The following is a 15,668-nucleotide window of genomic DNA, read 5'->3' on the forward strand; positions in this document are numbered from 1 at the left end:
TCACAACAGGATTAACCAACTGTATGGATGCTACAGCAGAAGAACACATCAACAAAAATAGGAATAGAATTCCTATAAAAGCAGTATTTCTTTTCATACTCCTAAAATTTAAGATTAAAATATAATGTTATTAACTCTGAAGTTTCTTTCACATATAAACTAACTTTTCATGGCGTAAAGATACAAATTAATGTTATACGTGCAGAATAAAAAAACAACAGTAGGTATGAACTTCAAATATAAATGTCTGAACTTCAGATTTAAATGATTGAACTAACAGAACATAAAAACAAAAACAATAGATTATTATTTTAAAACAAAAACTTTGTAAGAAACATAACATTCTAACACATAAAAACGTCGGCACGGCACATGGTTGATACACCAGAACGCCATGCCGACTTGGCCCAAACCCGGTAGCCAAACCATTAAGTCAATAGAGTTTATGTATTATTCGTCAAATGAAGGTTGGGCCTAGGTATGAAGAAAACAAATTGATATAAATAAACTTATTCGCATCCTCCTCCAAGGGCGCTGTAAAGATTTACGATGGCTTCGCAGCGGCTATATATGTCTGACACTACGCTAAGGCGCGCATTGAGCAGCTCCTGACGGGCCGACAGAAGTTCGATATATGTGGCGTTGCCCGTGCGATAAAGGGCGTCAGATGTCTTTACGGTACGCTCAAGCTCGGCACACTGCTTGCTGTGACTGTCGAGACTGCGCTGGGCCGACTCTGCCGCATAGAGATAATTGTTCACCTCCTGACCGGCATCAAGCAGTGCCTGCTTATAGCTGAGCAAGGCTATCTGCTCCTCGTCCTTGGCAACACGCAGGTTTGACACCAGCTTGCCACGGTTGAATATAGGCTGCGTGAGCGAAGCCAGAGCCGAGAGAATCCAGCTGCCCGGGTCGGACACTATCTGTCCGGCCGAATTGGTCCAGCCTGCGCTGCCAGAAAGAGTGAGGCTGGGATAGAAAGCCGAACGGGCCTGATTGGTGGAATAATATGCAGCTGCAAGCGTCATCTCGGCCTGCACAACGTCAGGACGCCTTGACAGCAGACGCAGGGGCAAGCCTGCAGACAGGCTGTCGGGCATGCGCTGCCCGTCGAGCGTGCCCCTCTCTATGCGGTGCGACGTAGTGCCAATCAGGGTGCACAACGCATTTTCGGCCTCACGCTGCTGTCTCAGCAGGTCGTTGTATGACGCCTCGAGTTCATAAAGTCCTGCACGTGCCTGTGTCAGCGCGTTTTCGTTTTCTTCGCCTACCTTCAGCAGGGCCTCAATAGTGCGCACCTGCTCGCGCCACACATTAAGGGTAGACAGGCTTATCTCTATCTGGCTATCAATGGAAAGCAGGGCATAATAATCTATTGCTATCATGGCAATGAGCTTAGAGCGTACAGCCTGCTGATATGCTTTCTGCTGAAGGAGGGTGGCCTGACTGCTCTTCTTTGCATTACGGAGACTGCCGAACAGGTCGACTTCCCAACTGGCCTCTATGGGCAGTTCGTAGGTCTTTGCGGGCTTGCCGCCGTCGACAGAGCTAAGCGAGCCCTGAGGCGACAACGTGAGCGACGGCAGGAAGGCCAGCTTGGCGGCCTTGAGCTGTGCCTCAGCCTGGTCGACACGCAACAGGGCGGTAAGCATGTCGGTGTTGTTGCTCAGTCCATAGCTGATAAGCTCGCGCAGATGCTCATCCTGAAAGAACTGCTGCCACGGCATGTCGCCCAGCGAGGTGGTGTCGGCCGAGGCAACAGAATCGGCCGACACGTCGCGGTAAAGGCTGTCAACCGGCAGGTTGCCGGGACGCTCATAGGTGCTGTAGATGCGGCAGCCGCTCATCAGCACGCCGCTCAAAATAAACAAAACAAGACTTATATTTTTCATAAACTTCTTTCATTTTTACGTTTACTCATCACCCGCTCTTCAACATACTGGAACACGATGAAGAAGGCCGGCGTTACGAACAGCAGCGCAACCGTGCCGATAACCATTCCTCCGACCACGCCTACACCGAGCGAGCGGTTGCCGTTGGCACCTACGCCTGAGGCGAACATAAGCGGAAGCATGCCGAACACCATCGTAAGAGCTGTCATAAGGATTGGGCGCAAACGAACGGCGGCAGCACTCATGGCAGCCTGAGTGAGCGTCATGCCCGACTTGCGGCGCTCTGTGGCATACTCGGTAACGAGGATGGCCGTCTTAGACAGCAGTCCGATGAGCATGATGAGACCTGTCTGGAGATATATGTTGTTTTCGAGTCCCCACATGCGGGCAAAGAGGAAACTTCCTGCCAGACCGAACGGCACAGACATGATGACGGCCATAGGCACAAACAGACTCTCGTAAAGTGCGCACAATATAAGATAGATGAAGAGCACGCAGATGCAATAGATGATAACGGTGTCGTGCGAACCGGCCATCTGTGCCTCCTCGCGCGTCATGCCGGAATACTCGTAGCCATAGCCCGTGGGCAGTGTGCGTGCTGCCACCTCTGTTACGGCATTGATGACGTCGCCCGAACTGTAGCCGTCGGCCGGCATGCCCTGCACGTTGATGGCCGAGAAGAGGTTGAACCTGGTGAGCGACTCGGAACCATAGGTCTTGCTGAGCTTGACAAACTGGCTGACAGGAGCCATGCCTCCCGTGGTTTTTACATATATGTTGTCGAGCGACTGCATGCTGTTGCGGCTGTCGGAAGGAGCCTGGATGATGACACGGTAGAGCTTGGTGAAACGGTTGAAGTTAGAGGCATATATGCTTCCGAAGTATCCCGACAGCGTGTTGATGACATCCTGCGTGGTTATGCCGGCACGCTGACACTGGGCCTCGTCTATGTCGACCCTGTACTGCGGGAATTTGGAACTGAACGACGTGTATGCCATCTTTATCTCCGGCCGCTTGTTAAGCTCTGCCAGGAAATCGTCGGTTACCTTACTCAGGGCATCAATGCCCTTGCCGCTGCGGTCTTGTATGTAAAGCTCAAAACTGTTACCCGTACCGTAGCCCGATATCATAGGCGGCGAGAACACGAATATGGTTGCGTTCTTGATGTGTGCCGTGCGGCGGTAGATCTCGTTGCTTATGGCATCAACACTGCTTTCGTCGCCCTTGCGTTCGTCCCAGTGCTTCAGCTTGACGATGAACATACCGTGAGACGAGCCACTGCCCGAGCCCATGCCGAAACCGGCTATCTTGTTGAAGTTCTCTATCTGAGGTATGTCTTTCAGCTCTTTCTCCACCTGTCCCATAATCTCGGCAGTTTCGGCGAGGGTGCTTCCTGCCGGCGCATCGAGACTCACGAAGATTGACCCGGTGTCCTCAGACGGCACAAGACCGGTCTTTGTAGTAGACATAAGATAGAACAGGAGCACGACGACAAAACCAAGCGACGCCCATGCCACCCACTTGCGCTTGACAAAGAACTTGACACCCGACTTGTACTTCTGCACGATGCGGCGGAACGACGAGTCGAACGCCATGCGGAAGCGCGTGGAGAAGCCCGGCTTGCGGCCTTCTATGATTTCTTCGTTCGGACGCAGTATAAGAGCACACAGGGCTGGCGACAGCGTAAGGGCGTTGATGGCAGATATACCAACGGCAACAGCCATTGTTACGCCGAACTGTGTGTAGAATATGCCCGACGTGCCGCCCATGAACGACACCGGAACAAACACCGCCATGAACACGAGTGTTGAAGTTACGATGGCTGATGAAATACCGTTCATGGCGTCAACGGCTGCCTTGTATGGCGAGCGGTAGCCTTCGTCAAAGCGGGTCTGCACGGCCTCGACCACAATTATGGCATCGTCGACAATCGTACCGATGGCAAGCACAAGGGCAAAGAGCGTCAGCAGGTTGATGCTGAAGCCTGCCACATAAAGGGCCGCAAACGTTCCGATGAGCGACACGAAGATGCTTATGGTTGGAATAAGCGTTGAGCGCGGGTTCTGCAAGAACACGTACACTACGAGCACCACAAGGATGATGGCCTCGATGAGCGTCTTAATAACCTCATTGATAGAGGCATCAAGGAAGTTCTTGGTGCTCATAAGCTCTACCACCTCGACATCCTCGGGCAGTGTCTCCTTGAGTTCTTCAAGGTATTTGTTTATACTGGTAATTATCTCGTTGGCGTTGGTGCCTGCTGTCTGGTTTATCATGCAGGTCGTACCGGGCGAACCGTTCACAGAGCCGGTGTATGTATAGCTCTGAGAGCCGAGCTCAACCTTGGCTATGTCGCTGAGCCTGACCACGCGGCCGTCGTCGAACGCCTTGATTACGATATTCTCAAATTCTTTTTCCTTTTCAAGGCGTCCGCGATACTTCAGCGTATACTGGTAGACATTCTTTGAGTCTTCGCCTATTGATCCGATTGACGCCTCAATGTTCTGGCTCGACAATGCAGCCTCTACATCTGCCGGTTCAAGCTCATACTGCGCCATAACGTCGGGCTTTAGCCATATGCGCATGGCATAGTCGCCTCCCATGACGTTCACCTCGCCCACGCCTGAAATACGCTGCAGCTGCGGCTTTACGTTAATGTTGAGATAATTGGTAAGAAAGGTCTCGTCGTAGGTGCCCTTAGGACTGTAAAGGCCGAATATCATAAGCATGCTGCTCTGCCTCTTCATCGTGGTAACACCCACCTTTGTCACTTCGGCAGGAAGCAGCGATGTTGCCGTAGACACCTTGTTCTGCACGTTGACGGCAGCCATGTCGGGGTCGGTGCCCTGCTTGAAATACACTGTAATCTCGGCGCTGCCGGTGTTGCTGGCCGTTGAGGTCATATAGGTCATGTTTTCCACGCCGTTGATGGCTTCCTCCAAGGGCACGATGACGCTCTTCTGCACAGCCTCGGCATTGGCTCCGCTGTAAGTGGTAGACACGCGGATGGTAGGCGGAGCTATGTCGGGATACTGCTCGACGGAAAGGGCATACAGGCCTATAAGTCCGGCAACAAGTATCACAACGGATATCACCATCGACAGGATGGGACGGTCGATAAACTTCTGCAGTTTCATAGGCTATTTCTCCTTTTTTGTTCCGGATGACGCCACCACCGTACCATCTTTAAGCAGGCCGGCTCCCTCTGACACTATCACGTCGCCCTTGCGAAGGCCCGACTTTACGATATATTCCTTGCCGTCGTTTATCTCGAACACCTCAATGGGCGTAGACACGGCACGACCATTGATTACACGATAGGCAAACACCTTGTCCTGAAGCTCGTAGGTTGCTCCCTGCGGTATCACCACACAGTCTTTACACTCGTAAGGCACCACCACATTGGCCTGGCTGCCGCTCATTATCCTGCGCGAGCTGTTGTCGAACACGGCACGCACGCTGACAGTTCCTGTTGTCTTGTCGACAATGCCGCTGAGCACGTCTACCTTACCTTTTTTCTCATACACCGAACCGTCGCTCTGCTCAAGCGACACCTCGGGAAACGACTTGACGGCCTCGTCAAGTGAACCATACTGTGAGGTTAACGAGAGCACCTGCTTGTCGGACAGAGAGAAGTAGGCATATATCACCGAATTGTCGGATACGTGTATCAGCGGCTCTGTCATAGAGGCGTCAACCAGCGCGCCTACACGAAACGACGTCATGCCGGCATAGCCGTCAACGGGACTTTTCACCTCTGTGTAAGACAGGTTGTTGAGCGCGTCGGTAAGTTCGGCACGGGCTTGACTAAGGGCTGCCACCGCACTCTTATAGCTGTTCTGAGCCGTGCGTAACTCAAAATCGGATATCACCTTGTCAGCATACAACGACTGCTTGCCGGCAAGTGTCTGCTTTGCAGTTGCCTCATTGGCTTCTGCCGTGGCCACGGACGCGCGTGCCTTGGCTACAGCCGCACGGTATGGCACCTGGTCGATGACGAACAGCACCTGGCCCTTGCGCACATAGGCACCTTCCTTTACGCATACCTGAGTTATCTTTCCTGAAATCTGCGGACGCACCTCCACATCCTGGCGGCCTTCGGTTACTGCTGAATATTTAAGCGACAGGGTTCTGTCCTCGGCCTTCAGAGTCATCATCGGATAGTCGCCGCCGGCTGCCTGCTGTCCGGACTTGTTGTTACACCCGAACAAAATAGACAGGCAACATAAAATAAAAACATGTCTTAATCTCATACTCATTTTTTATTCTTTGATGTTTCGGGCACAAAATTATCCTGACAAAACGCTTGCTCTTTTGTAAATTTGGAGTAAGAATTTGTTCATTACAGACATCGTTAAGACTAATTTGCAAACGCTATGTCTATTTTGCGCTAAAAATTGTCTAAAAAGGACACTTAATAAGTATATTTGCAAGCACATCTCCATCAGCAGACCCGGCAAATACAGGCTATATGACAAAAGCGCCACGGCTGTCTGCCTCAAATACATAAAAAACTACCGTATGAACATTCACGAACTAATGCCTAAATTTCCGCCTTCGTGCTATATCAAGGAGCAGATATTGCTGGTCAATCCGAACGAGTTTCACCGACTTGAAGGTATCGACATTGATAGCAGCAGGGTATTCATTGTTGTGAGCGAAGGCTGTATTGACATAAATCTAAACGGAAAAAGGTGCCACATAGAAAGTTGCTCGTGCATAGACAGCCTTGACACTGTGACCATACGAATAGAGAAATGTGAAAAAGATGCAAGGGCATGGTGCATGCTGGTTACATACACCTTTGCACGAAACTCGCTGAAAAACTTCAAGCCTGTGCCTATTGAGAAACTGCTGCAGACACAGGACATACCCATACACTCTTTCACAAAAGAAGCCATATTGCGAGTGGACACACAGCTAAGTTTTCTGGCTGACGCCATTGCCGCAAAGAATCATTATTATCATAACGAACTGGCTGCCGTGTTCTACAAGAGCATGTGTCTGGAACTGGGCAACGCAATAATGTCGAACGAAACAACCATTGACGACATGCAGCAGGGTTGCAGGCGCAGCGAGGCCGTGGCGCTCGACTTCACCAAGCTCGTGACAAAATATTTCACCAGGCAACATAACATAGACTTTTACGCCCAGGCCCTGAACATGTCGGCAAAGCATCTTACAAGAATAATAAAGAACACAATGGGCAGGACGCCTCATACGGTTATCTGCGACGAGATAACACACGAGGCAATGGCGCTGCTCGACGACGACAGAATGACCATAGGACTTATATCCGAAAAACTAGGTTTCTCGGATCAGGCGGCATTCTGCAAATTCTTCAAAAGGCAGGTGAGCATATCGCCTACTGAATACAGATTGAAAAACAAGAAGTCTGACTAATTGCTAAAGCAAGGTGCGTATTTGTACACAAGCCCAATTCTGCCCATTAGACTCAGCGCTCAATACAACACGTTCCTTGCTTCATCAGAATAATTTATCAGCCCGCCTGAGATATAATGTATCTGTCCGAATGCCAAGGCATCTCAAGCAATGATGCTCATGTCCGACACAGACACACTAAAAAACATATCCTAGATTCACAAAAAAGTTACTGTTCTTCAGGCTGATATCATCTTCTGTCTTGTTGATGTTCTTCAGGCCTATTTCATAGCCGAAACCTACATAAGCGTTCTTGGCGGCAATAAGACCTACTCCCATATGCAAGCCGGTGTCATAACGCTCAAGCACTCCGTTGTCTCCGAATGTATCAAGATCATCCATTATTTCGCCAGATATGCCATATGCAAAGTATGGACCTACGTTTACCTGCAACTGGGTATTGCGGTTAAAGTCATATCTGTAAGAGAGCAACAAAGGCAGCTCTATATAGTTTGCGTCTATTCTGTTGTTCTCCCTACCCTTTCCTTTTACGCCCTTGGCTGTATATTGCAGTCCGGTCTTTACATAAAGGCTCCTTATTATCGGGATGTGTGCATAGGCTCCGGCATTATATTGCAAAGAATATTTCTCGTTTGTGATATCACCCGTAAGCTTCGACATGTTTAAGCCTAACTCTATGCTGAACCGCACGCCATGATCGGCTTTATTTGTTGATAATTGCGGAGGGCTTCCATCATTCTGCGACATCACTGACAGATGTGCAAAGAACGCAATAACAAGAATAAATATCGTCTTCTTCATTTTCGTATAGATTTATGTTTTACCTAAATTGATGCAAATCCATTTCAAGGCGTACCCGCCAGGCAGACATATAGACGGCCAAGGTGCATCGCAGTCACGCAACAGCTACATGATATTATGCAAATGCAACAGGCCTGCAAGCTGCTGAATATACGGATAACCTTTGCGGGTATTTCATCGTAGATCATATTCGTCTGTATTTAATCTCTGTAAAAACGTTTAAGGTCATAAAAGGTATCTCTTCATTCACTCGTTGGCATACAGTCATCACCATAAGTTTACGGCTATAAAGATACGAAAAATATTCTAACTCTGATTAATAAGAGTTAGAATATTTTTACACTTTGCGCGATTTTATCATAATCGCTCACCATGATTCTGCCGGATTATCATTTTATATTGAGCAGACTATCGTTTGCCATTTTAAGTCATAGCAGACTATGTCTGAAAAAGAATGACGACAATAATACCACAAGAACAAATAAGCGGATGAAGACATCGGTATACCTGTTGAATAGAGTCACAGTCAGTCTTATCCGCAATAAACATTTAACCATACAATATAAGACAATCTGCTGTCTGCCATGGAAGCGCTAAAAGCATAATCACCTGCTAACATGCACGATGCAAAAGGTGCTGAACGGCAACACAAAAGGTATGCTTTTGCCCTATAAAACATGGCTTTTCACAAGCTGAAAGGGCACAAGTTATACAGATGAACAGCAGCAAGGAAAGTAAAAATTGTTTTATAAAAAACTCGTCACTCATCACATCTGCACCTAACTCACAGAATATCAACACATTATGGTGTGACGAGTTGTATTAAGGAAACATCACAACGGCACAGCGGCATACCGGCGTGATGAGTTCACCCTGCAACTCATCACGCCATAAAATATTGTTGCTCAAGGTTTTAGACAAGAATGTGACGAGTGACAAGTTTTTAATAAAAACTTTTTATTTCATTATATTAGTTACCTTTTCTGATTTTGGTTGACTTCTAACAGTCTTTTACCTGATTAAAGTTGACTTTGGCTTAACCTATAACTGTTATTGTTGTTGACTCAATAACTAGAAAATAAACATACAGCTTTTGCAAATCCAGCAATAACTGCACGGGTCGAAAATTAAATTATTGGCATGTTGGTCAAAATAAAATCTTGGACCTGCCTCTTGCTTTTCTGATTCATCTGGAAATATAAGAAAGTGCGCCTAACTGATAAAATATTGCACACGCGCCATTGGCCCGGCATAGCCTCTTCATTATTGAGAAAATAATGATATAAAAAAAGCGCCTTTTCCCTCACGGGAAAAAGCGCTATTGTAGAGATATATTCGACGTTATTATTCTGCCTTAGCTTCTTCTGTAGCTGTTTCCTCTGCTGCAGTCTCAGTTGCAGGAGTTTCAGCAGCTTCAGCAGCCTTAGAGCGGCGGCTACGACGAGTCTTCTTGGCAGCCTTGGGAGCCTTAGCCATGTTCTCATCATAATCAACGAGCTCTATGAAGCACATTTCAGCAGCGTCACCTTGACGGAAGCCCAGCTTTATGATTCTGGTGTATCCGCCCGGACGGTCAGCCACCTTAGTAGAAATCTCTTTGAACAGCTCTGTAACGGCATACTTGTTCTGCAGATAGCGGAAAACTACACGGCGAGATGTTGTTGTGTCATTCTTAGAACGTGTTATCAGAGGTTCTACATATTTTTTCAAGGCCTTAGCCTTAGCGAGAGTCGTAGTGATTCTTTTGTGCATTATCAACGATACAGCCATGTTAGCAAGCATAGCCTTACGGTGAGATGCAGTACGACTCAGATGGTTGAATTTCTTATTATGTCTCATTTTTGTTTTCTTTTGCGATAAATCGGCATGCCCGGCGCAGGTATCAGCCATGCGCCGGATTATGCACGGTTACTCTTTATCTAATTTGTACTTAGAAATATCGGTACCAAACGACAGATTCAGACTCTCGAGCAAATCATCAAGCTCTGAAAGCGATTTCTTACCGAAGTTGCGGAACTTGAGAAGGTCGGTCTTGTTGTACTGAACCAAATCGCCAAGAGTCTCAACATCAGCAGCCTTAAGACAGTTAAGCGCACGAACAGAAAGATTCATGTCTATGAGCTTTGTCTTGAGCAACTGGCGCATGTGGAGTATCTCTTCGTCGAATTCCTGATTACCGTCAACATCATTGTTCTCAAGAGTGATCTTCTCGTCAGAGAACAGCATGAAGTGGTAAATAAGAATCTTGGCAGCCTCCTTAAGAGCGTCCTTCGGGTGAATGGAACCGTCCGTCGTAACTTCAATAACCAGCTTGTCGTAGTCGGTCTTCTGTTCAACACGATACGGCTCAACTGAATATTTCACGTTACGGATCGGAGTGTAAATAGAATCGATTGGAATAACGTTGACGTCAGTGCAGAACTCACGGTTCTCGTCAGCAGGAACGTATCCGCGTCCTTTATTTATAGTGAGATCAATCTGCATTGAAGCTTTGGCATCTAAATGACAAATCACCAAATCAGGGTTTAACACTTCAAATCCAGTCAGATACTTACCTATATCACCTGCTTTGAACTCTGTTGAATTCTCTACGGTGACACTAACTTTTTCGTTCTCGAATTCTTCTACTACTTGCTTGAATCTTACTTGTTTCAAATTCAAGATAATGTTGGTAACATCCTCCTTTACGCCAGGTACAGAGGAAAACTCATGCTCAACACCCGAAATACGGATTGTGTTGATAGCATAACCCTCAAGCGATGAAAGAAGAATGCGGCGCAATGAGTTACCGATGGTAACGCCAAAGCCTGGCTCCAAAGGACGAAATTCGAACTTGCCGAATTTGTCTGTCGCCTCCAACATTACAACTTTATCAGGTTTTTGAAATGCTAATATCGCCATTAATTTAATGATTTATTTAGAGTACAACTCAACGATTAACTGTTCCTTAATGTTCTCCGGTATGTCAGCACGCTCCGGCTTGTGCAGAAGCTTGCCGCTCTTTGTGTTTTCATCCCACTCCAACCAAGGATACTTGCTGTGATTGAAACCAGCCAAAGCTGCTTCAATAACCTCAAGAGACTTAGCCTTCTCACGAACACCTACTACCTGACCGGGAGCAACTGAATATGAAGGAATGTTAACTACCTTACCGTCAACAACAATATGCTTATGACTAACCAGCTGACGAGCTGCAGCACGTGTAGGAGCAATTCCAAGGCGGAACACTACGTTGTCAAGACGGCACTCAAGGCTCTGGAGCAATACCTCACCGGTAATACCGTCTGCCTTTGCTGCCTTCTCGAACAGATTACGGAACTGACGCTCAAGCACACCATAAGTGTATTTAGCTTTCTGCTTCTCTGCCAACATGACACCATACTCAGACATCTTTCTGCGACGATTATTGCCATGCTGTCCAGGAGGGAAGTTTCTCCTAGACAAAACTTTGTCAGCGCCGAAAATGGGTTCACCAAAACGACGCGCAATTTTTGATTTCGGACCTGTATATCTAGCCATAATAATTTAAAATACTTTGTTTTATTGTGCCATCCTGCACAACGCAGGATGGCGGATTTGTGTACTTGATTAAACTCTTCTTCTCTTTGGAGGACGGCAACCGTTGTGGGGTAACGGTGTTACGTCGATAATCTCTGTTACTTCGATTCCGGCACCGTGTACGGCACGGATAGCTGACTCACGGCCGTTACCCGGACCCTTAACATATGCCTTTACCTTACGGAGACCAAGGTCATAAGCTACTTTTGCACAATCCTCGGCAGCCATCTGAGCTGCATAAGGAGTATTCTTCTTTGAGCCGCGGAAACCCATCTTTCCGGCTGAAGACCATGAAATAATCTGGCCCTCGCTGTTAGCCAAAGATACAATGATATTGTTGAAAGAGCTATGAACGTGAAGCTGGCCCATAGCGTCAACCTTTACATTTCTTTTTCTAGATGTTGCTGTTTTCTTTGCCATAACTAATTATTATTTAGTAGCCTTTTTCTTATTAGCAACAGTCTTCTTCTTACCTTTACGGGTACGAGCATTATTCTTTGTACTCTGACCGCGAACCGGAAGACCGTTACGATGACGAATTCCACGATAGCAACCAATATCCATCAGTCGCTTGATATTCATTTGGATCTCTGAACGGAGATCACCTTCTACTTTGAATTCAGCGCCGATTATTTCACGGATCTTAGCTGCCTGATCGTCTGTCCAATCGCAGACCTTCAGGTCACGGCTTACGCCTGCTTTATCCAATATCTTTGCTGAACTACTTCGACCTATACCATAAATATAAGTCAATGCGATTTCGCCACGCTTATTCTGGGGCAAATCTACTCCAACAATTCTTATTGCCATTTTTGTTAATTAATTAAAAAATTTAATGTTTTAGCCCTGACGTAATTTGTACTTAGGGTTTTTCTTGTTAATAACGTACAGACGACCCTTACGACGAACGATTTTGCAATCGGGAGTACGTTTCTTTAATGATGCTCTTGTCTTCATATATCTCTATAAAATTATTTGTATCTGAATACGATTCTGCCCTTTGTCAAATCATAAGGACTCATCTCAACTTTTACTTTATCTCCGGGAAGAATCTTAATATAATGCATTCTCATCTTACCCGAAATGTGAGCCGTTATAGGACAGCCATTCTCCAACTCTACACGGAACATTGCATTTGACAATGCCTCTACGATTGTTCCGTCCTGCTCTATTGCGTCTTGTTTTGCCATATTTAAAATTAATTTCTTTCTAATCGTTCAACTTCCTCAAAAGAAGATAAAATTTCTGCCTTACCCCGATATATCGCTACTGTATGTTCAAAATGTGCAGCAGGTTTCCCGTCACATGTCTTTATCGTCCAACGGTCGGGCATCATACAAAGGGATCTGTCGCCCATCGTTATCATCGGTTCTATCGCAATACACATGCCTGCTTTAAGCAATACTCCCGAACCACTAGTGCCATAGTTTGGTACAGATGGATCTTCGTGCATCTCGCGTCCTATCCCATGTCCTGTCAGTTCTCTGACAACTCCATATCCTCGCGATTCGCAATGAGCCTGCACGGCATGACCGATATCACCAATATGCTTTCCGGCAACGGCATTCTCGATACCCAAATAAAGAGCCTCCTTGGTAGTCTGAAGCAACAGCTTCACTTCAGCCGAAACTTCGCCTACACAAAAAGTATAACAAGAATCACCATTAAAGCCGTTTAAAAGAGCACCACAGTCAACAGATATTATATCGCCGTCACGAAGCACAGTCTTGTTGCCTGGTATTCCGTGAACAACTACATCATTTACAGAAGTACAGATGCTTGCCGGAAAAGGTTGTCCAAAAGGGTTAGGGTAATTTTTGAAGGTTGGTATTGCCCCATTGTCCCTGATGTAACTTTCTGCTATTTTATCCAACTGTAAAGTTGTAACACCGGGCTTGATATGCTTTGCTATCTCGCCCAAAGTGTTTCCAACTAACTGGTTGGCTTTTCGCATCAGTTCTATTTCATCTTCTGTCTTGAGAAATATCTTCATTCAGTAAGAAATACTCTAATATGCAGAAACGCCGCCATTACGGCCTCTAATTCGACCTGAATTGAGCAAGCCATCGTAATGTCTCATCATCAAATGACTTTCGATCTGCTGGAGTGTGTCTATAACAACACCTACGAGAATGAGGAGAGATGTTCCACCAAAGAACTGAGAGAAAGCATCCTGAACATTCAGCAATCCAGCAAGAGCAGGCATTACAGCGATAAACGCAATAAAGAGTGAACCGGGGAATGTTATACGAGACATAACTGTATCGATATAATCAGCGGTGTCTTTACCTGGCTTGATGCCGGGTATAAAGCCATTATTACGCTTCATGTCTTCAGCCATCTGTGTCGCGTTCAGAGTCAATGCTGTATAAAAATATGTGAAAGCAATTATAAGTGCTGCAAACACAATATTATACAACAAGCTTCTGTGATCCATCAAAGAACGGATAATGTAACCGCTCTGGTCTGTTGAATACTGAACGATTGCCAACGGAATGAACATCAATGCCTGAGCAAAGATGATAGGCATAACGTTAGCAGCGAAGAGCTTCAACGGAACATACTGGCGTGCACCACCGTACTGCTTGTTACCGACAATACGCTTAGCATACTGTACAGGTATTTTGCGAGTGCCCTGAACCAAGAGCAAAGATGCACAAACGACAGCATAAAGTATAAGTATCTCAACAATAAACATAACGAGACCACCGCCAGTGATTGCCGTAAAGCGAGAGCTGACCTCCTGTATAAATGCCTGCGGCAGACGGGCGATGATTCCTATCATAATAATCAATGAGATACCATTTCCAATGCCTTTATCCGTAATACGCTCACCGAGCCATAAAACGAACATACTACCTGCAGCAAGAATAATTGTTGCGGGTATCATGAACACTGACCAGTCAATGCCTGATGACAAAGCACCATAGGCCTGAATCTTCAGGTTCATCAAGTAAGAAGGAGCCTGGAACAAAAGAATTGCAACGGTAAGCACACGTGTATACCAATTGATCTTCTTACGTCCACTCTCACCCTCACGCTGCATCTTCTGGAAATACGGCACTACAACTGCAAGCAGCTGCATTACGATAGAAGCTGAGATGTAAGGCATTATTCCCAATGCAAAGATAGAAGCATTGGAGAAAGCACCACCGGAGAACATGTCAAGCAGCGACATAAGACCGCCACTTGTCTGCGACTGCAATTTCTGCAACATTGATGGATCAATTCCTGGCAAAACAACAAATGATCCAAAACGATAAATTGCAACAAATGCTATGGTGATGAGGATTCGCTGACGCAAATCCTCAATCTTCCAACAGTTCTTCAGTGTCTCAATAAACTTTTTCATTTACTTAGATTATTGTTGTGTTACCACCAACTGCCTTGATAGCCTCTTCAGCAGTCTTAGAGAAAGCATGAGCTTCCACTTCCAATTTTGCTTTCAATTCACCATTTCCGAGAATCTTAACCAACTCTTTACCATTGGTAAGACCAGCAGCCTTCAGTTCCTGAATGCCGATCTTTGTAAGATTCTTTGCCTCAGCAATCTCCTGAAGCGTAGAAAGGTTTACAGCAAAATACTCCTTATGGTTAATATTCTTGAATCCAGCCTTCGGTATACGACGCTGCAAAGGCATCTGACCACCTTCGAATCCAATCTTTCTCTTATAACCAGAACGTGCCTTAGCACCCTTGTGACCACGTGTAGACGTTCCACCAAGGCCAGAACCTGGTCCACGGCCGATACGGCGGCGTGAATGAGTAGAACCTGCAGCTGGTTTCAAATTATTTAGTTTCATAATCGTTTCTTTTTTAATGTGAGTTATTATTCAATAACGGTTACCAGATGGTGAACCTTCCTTATCATACCGCGAAGGGTAGGACTATCTTCACGCTCTACGACCTGAGATATTTTACGTAAACCAAGAGCCGCAAGTGTACGTTTCTGGTCTAGCGGAGCACCAATTTTACTTTTAATCTGCTTGATCTTTATTGTTGCCATATTATTAT

At 46.2% G+C, this 15,668-nt stretch carries 16 protein-coding genes; 1 reads left to right on the top strand and 15 read right to left on the bottom strand.

Annotated features, from left to right (window positions below; translation table 11 throughout):
* Window positions 1–509 precede the first annotated feature (509 nt).
* Genes ACU52_RS11145 through ACU52_RS11155 form a run of 3 tightly spaced genes read right to left on the bottom strand, consistent with a single transcriptional unit; the run spans window position 510 to window position 6,145 of the window.
* A complete protein-coding gene (locus ACU52_RS11145; protein WP_053398834.1) occupies window positions 510–1,892 on the bottom strand; it encodes an efflux transporter outer membrane subunit in 1,383 nt (460 codons plus the stop codon).
* Complete coding sequence (locus ACU52_RS11150) at window positions 1,889–5,029, bottom strand: efflux RND transporter permease subunit (RefSeq protein ID WP_053398835.1); 3,141 nt, start codon at window positions 5,027–5,029, stop codon at window positions 1,889–1,891. Before ACU52_RS11150 ends, ACU52_RS11145 begins: the two co-directional genes overlap by 4 nt.
* A 3-nt stretch (window positions 5,030–5,032) precedes the next feature.
* Window positions 5,033–6,145 (bottom strand): efflux RND transporter periplasmic adaptor subunit, encoded by a 1,113-nt coding sequence (locus ACU52_RS11155; RefSeq protein WP_053398836.1) that lies wholly within the window; start codon window positions 6,143–6,145, stop codon window positions 5,033–5,035.
* 268 nt (window positions 6,146–6,413) lie between these two features.
* On the opposite strand from ACU52_RS11155, the gene ACU52_RS11160 reads away from it, so the two are divergent.
* On the top strand, window positions 6,414–7,295 hold the full coding sequence (locus ACU52_RS11160) for a helix-turn-helix domain-containing protein (RefSeq protein ID WP_053398837.1): 882 nt from the start codon (window positions 6,414–6,416) through the stop codon (window positions 7,293–7,295).
* A 177-nt stretch (window positions 7,296–7,472) separates the two neighbouring features.
* Here the strand turns inward: ACU52_RS11160 and ACU52_RS11165 are convergent, their stop codons facing one another.
* The 12 genes from ACU52_RS11165 to rpmD form a co-directional block, all read right to left on the bottom strand.
* Window positions 7,473–8,096 (bottom strand): porin family protein, encoded by a 624-nt coding sequence (locus ACU52_RS11165; RefSeq protein ID WP_053398838.1) that lies wholly within the window; start codon window positions 8,094–8,096, stop codon window positions 7,473–7,475.
* A 1,344-nt stretch (window positions 8,097–9,440) separates the two neighbouring features.
* Window positions 9,441–9,935, bottom strand: coding sequence for a 50S ribosomal protein L17 (rplQ, locus tag ACU52_RS11170; RefSeq protein ID WP_053398839.1), 495 nt, complete (start codon window positions 9,933–9,935; stop codon window positions 9,441–9,443).
* A gap of 69 nt (window positions 9,936–10,004) precedes the next feature.
* Entirely contained in the window at window positions 10,005–10,997 is a 993-nt protein-coding gene (locus tag ACU52_RS11175) for a DNA-directed RNA polymerase subunit alpha (RefSeq protein WP_021855194.1), read from the bottom strand.
* Between the two features lie 12 nt (window positions 10,998–11,009).
* Window positions 11,010–11,615: a 30S ribosomal protein S4 gene (rpsD, locus tag ACU52_RS11180; RefSeq protein WP_021855193.1), complete on the bottom strand. Its 606-nt coding sequence runs from the start codon at window positions 11,613–11,615 to the stop codon at window positions 11,010–11,012.
* A gap of 69 nt (window positions 11,616–11,684) precedes the next feature.
* Window positions 11,685–12,074 (bottom strand): 30S ribosomal protein S11, encoded by a 390-nt coding sequence (gene rpsK, locus ACU52_RS11185; RefSeq protein ID WP_021855192.1) that lies wholly within the window; start codon window positions 12,072–12,074, stop codon window positions 11,685–11,687.
* A gap of 9 nt (window positions 12,075–12,083) precedes the next feature.
* Window positions 12,084–12,464: a 30S ribosomal protein S13 gene (gene rpsM, locus ACU52_RS11190; protein WP_021855191.1), complete on the bottom strand. Its 381-nt coding sequence runs from the start codon at window positions 12,462–12,464 to the stop codon at window positions 12,084–12,086.
* 30 nt (window positions 12,465–12,494) lie between these two features.
* Complete coding sequence (gene ykgO / locus ACU52_RS14845) at window positions 12,495–12,611, bottom strand: type B 50S ribosomal protein L36 (protein ID WP_021855190.1); 117 nt, start codon at window positions 12,609–12,611, stop codon at window positions 12,495–12,497.
* Window positions 12,612–12,625: 14 nt separating this feature from the next.
* Window positions 12,626–12,844, bottom strand: a complete 219-nt coding sequence (infA, locus tag ACU52_RS11195) for a translation initiation factor IF-1 (protein ID WP_021855189.1) — start codon at window positions 12,842–12,844, stop codon at window positions 12,626–12,628.
* A gap of 8 nt (window positions 12,845–12,852) precedes the next feature.
* Window positions 12,853–13,647, bottom strand: coding sequence for a type I methionyl aminopeptidase (gene map / locus ACU52_RS11200; protein WP_053398840.1), 795 nt, complete (start codon window positions 13,645–13,647; stop codon window positions 12,853–12,855).
* 15 nt (window positions 13,648–13,662) lie between these two features.
* Window positions 13,663–15,006 (bottom strand): preprotein translocase subunit SecY, encoded by a 1,344-nt coding sequence (gene secY, locus ACU52_RS11205; protein WP_021855187.1) that lies wholly within the window; start codon window positions 15,004–15,006, stop codon window positions 13,663–13,665.
* Between the two features lie 4 nt (window positions 15,007–15,010).
* Window positions 15,011–15,457 (bottom strand): 50S ribosomal protein L15, encoded by a 447-nt coding sequence (gene rplO, locus ACU52_RS11210; RefSeq protein ID WP_021855186.1) that lies wholly within the window; start codon window positions 15,455–15,457, stop codon window positions 15,011–15,013.
* Window positions 15,458–15,483: 26 nt separating this feature from the next.
* On the bottom strand, window positions 15,484–15,660 hold the full coding sequence (rpmD, locus tag ACU52_RS11215) for a 50S ribosomal protein L30 (protein WP_021855185.1): 177 nt from the start codon (window positions 15,658–15,660) through the stop codon (window positions 15,484–15,486).
* Window positions 15,661–15,668: the final 8 nt, after the last annotated feature.

Origin of the sequence: Xylanibacter rarus (assembly GCF_001275135.1) — a bacterium.
In the GTDB taxonomy this organism is placed as follows: domain Bacteria; phylum Bacteroidota; class Bacteroidia; order Bacteroidales; family Bacteroidaceae; genus Prevotella; species Prevotella rara.

Bases quoted from the DNA above. Each gene is read 5' to 3' on its own strand.
- ACU52_RS11145 (WP_053398834.1), bottom strand. From the start codon at position 1,892: ATGAAAAATATAAGTCTTGTTTTGTTTATTTTGAGCGGCGTGCTGATG.
- ACU52_RS11150 (WP_053398835.1), bottom strand. From the start codon at position 5,029: ATGAAACTGCAGAAGTTTATCGACCGTCCCATCCTGTCGATGGTGATA.
- ACU52_RS11155 (WP_053398836.1), bottom strand. From the start codon at position 6,145: ATGAGATTAAGACATGTTTTTATTTTATGTTGCCTGTCTATTTTGTTC.
- ACU52_RS11160 (WP_053398837.1), top strand. From the start codon at position 6,414: ATGAACATTCACGAACTAATGCCTAAATTTCCGCCTTCGTGCTATATC.
- ACU52_RS11165 (WP_053398838.1), bottom strand. From the start codon at position 8,096: ATGAAGAAGACGATATTTATTCTTGTTATTGCGTTCTTTGCACATCTG.
- rplQ (WP_053398839.1), bottom strand. From the start codon at position 9,935: ATGAGACATAATAAGAAATTCAACCATCTGAGTCGTACTGCATCTCAC.
- ACU52_RS11175 (WP_021855194.1), bottom strand. From the start codon at position 10,997: ATGGCGATATTAGCATTTCAAAAACCTGATAAAGTTGTAATGTTGGAG.
- rpsD (WP_021855193.1), bottom strand. From the start codon at position 11,615: ATGGCTAGATATACAGGTCCGAAATCAAAAATTGCGCGTCGTTTTGGT.
- rpsK (WP_021855192.1), bottom strand. From the start codon at position 12,074: ATGGCAAAGAAAACAGCAACATCTAGAAAAAGAAATGTAAAGGTTGAC.
- rpsM (WP_021855191.1), bottom strand. From the start codon at position 12,464: ATGGCAATAAGAATTGTTGGAGTAGATTTGCCCCAGAATAAGCGTGGC.
- ykgO (WP_021855190.1), bottom strand. From the start codon at position 12,611: ATGAAGACAAGAGCATCATTAAAGAAACGTACTCCCGATTGCAAAATC.
- infA (WP_021855189.1), bottom strand. From the start codon at position 12,844: ATGGCAAAACAAGACGCAATAGAGCAGGACGGAACAATCGTAGAGGCA.
- map (WP_053398840.1), bottom strand. From the start codon at position 13,647: ATGAAGATATTTCTCAAGACAGAAGATGAAATAGAACTGATGCGAAAA.
- secY (WP_021855187.1), bottom strand. From the start codon at position 15,006: ATGAAAAAGTTTATTGAGACACTGAAGAACTGTTGGAAGATTGAGGAT.
- rplO (WP_021855186.1), bottom strand. From the start codon at position 15,457: ATGAAACTAAATAATTTGAAACCAGCTGCAGGTTCTACTCATTCACGC.
- rpmD (WP_021855185.1), bottom strand. From the start codon at position 15,660: ATGGCAACAATAAAGATCAAGCAGATTAAAAGTAAAATTGGTGCTCCG.